The sequence below is a fragment of the Betaproteobacteria bacterium genome (assembly GCA_016791345.1).
Classification (GTDB): domain Bacteria; phylum Pseudomonadota; class Gammaproteobacteria; order Burkholderiales; family JAEUMW01; genus JAEUMW01.
Genome location: JAEUMW010000049.1, coordinates 1 through 1554 on the forward strand (window position 1 = coordinate 1; position 1554 = coordinate 1554).

Annotated in this window: 3 protein-coding genes; all 3 read left to right on the forward strand. The window is 68.7% G+C overall.

What is annotated here, in order from left to right:
- A partial coding sequence (locus tag JNK68_01730) for a DoxX family protein (protein ID MBL8539068.1) occupies window positions 1-91 on the forward strand: 91 nt, incomplete at its 5' end.
- A gap of 42 nt (window positions 92-133) precedes the next feature.
- Window positions 134-955 (forward strand): SDR family oxidoreductase, encoded by an 822-nt coding sequence (locus JNK68_01735; protein MBL8539069.1) that lies wholly within the window; start codon window positions 134-136, stop codon window positions 953-955.
- A gap of 5 nt (window positions 956-960) precedes the next feature.
- The coding region (locus JNK68_01740; GenBank protein MBL8539070.1) for a cyclase family protein at window positions 961-1554 on the forward strand (594 nt) is incomplete at its 3' end.

Consider the following 1554-nt stretch of genomic DNA (forward strand, 5'->3'; position numbering starts at 1 on the left):
GTACTGGGGGATCCTGCTGTTCGTGACCCTGTTTCACGGTCCCGGCAAGCTCTCCCTCGACCACCTGATCCGCACGAAGTTCGCGCGCTGAGGAGCAAACATGAACCAGGCATGCGACGTGTGTGAAACGCGGATGCACAAGATCAGCATCCGCGAGACGACCCTCGAAGGACAGCGGGCGCTGGTGACGGGCGCGAACTCCGGCATCGGCGAAGCCATCGCCCGCGGGCTGGCGGAAGCCGGTGCCGCGGTGGTGGTGAACTACGTGGCGGGTGACGACCGGGCGCAGGCCATCGTCCAGGACATCGAAGCAGCGGGGGGGCGCGCCATCGCCGTGCGCGCCGACGTGGGCGACGAGGCCGAGGTGCAGTCGATGTTCGGCCAGGCGATCGACGCTTTCGGGTCGATCGACATCCTGGTGAACAACGCGGGCCTGCAGGCCGACGCACCCTTGCACGAGATGTCGCTCGCGCAGTGGCAGCGGGTCATCGGCGTCAATCTCACCGGCCAGTTCCTATGTGCGCGAGAGGCGATTCGCGAGTTCCTGCGCCGCGGCCCGCTGCCGGATCTCTCGTGCTCGCTCGGCAAGATCATCTGCCTGTCTTCGGTGCACGACGTAATTCCGTGGGCCGGGCACGCCAACTACGCGGCGAGCAAGGGCGGCGTGTCGATGTTCATGAAGACGCTCGCGCAGGAATATGCCGGCCGCAAGATCCGCATCAACGCGATCTCGCCTGGCGCCATCAAGACGCCGATCAACACTTCGGCCTGGGCAACGATGGAGGCGGAGGCGGCGCTGCTCAAGCTGATCCCGTACTACCGCGTCGGCGAGACGCGCGACATCGCCCGCGCCGCGGTATGGCTCGCTTCCGACCACTCGGACTACGTCACCGGCGCGACGCTGTACGTCGACGGCGGCATGACGCTGTATCCCGAGTTCCGCGAAGGGGGCTGAGCGCGATGCTGCGCCTGAGCGTATCCGGGGCGGCCGCGCTGTTGTGCGCGTGTCTCGCGGGGGAGGCACCGGCCGCAGCGCCGGCGCCGCTCGACGGCCCGCTGCCCGACAACCAGCAGCCGTGGTGGCCGAGCCGCTACGGCGGCGAGGACCAGATCGGGACGCTGAACGAGGTGACGCCCGCGGCAGTGCGTGCGGGTGTCGGGCTCGTGCGCCGCGGCGAGGTGGTGGACCTCGGGCGCGTGCTCGACGACAACACACCCAAGTTTCCCGGCCGCTACTGGCACCAGACCGTGGATGCATCGGCACCACTGGTGAACGCGCGGCGACCCGACGCGGCGAGCGGCGGCTGGGGACGCAACGCGATCAACTGGATCACTGAGATCCAGGCGGGCACCTTCCAGGTCGGCACGCAGCTCGACTCCATCGGCCACATCCAGATCGGCGACCGCTTCTACAACGGCTGGACGACGCGGCAGGTGGTGGAGGCATGGGGGCTCAACCGCTTCGGCATGGAGACCGTGCCGCCGGTGGTGACGCGCGGCGTGCTGCTCGACATCGCGCGCCTGAAGGGCCTGCCGCGGCTGGACAAGGGCTAT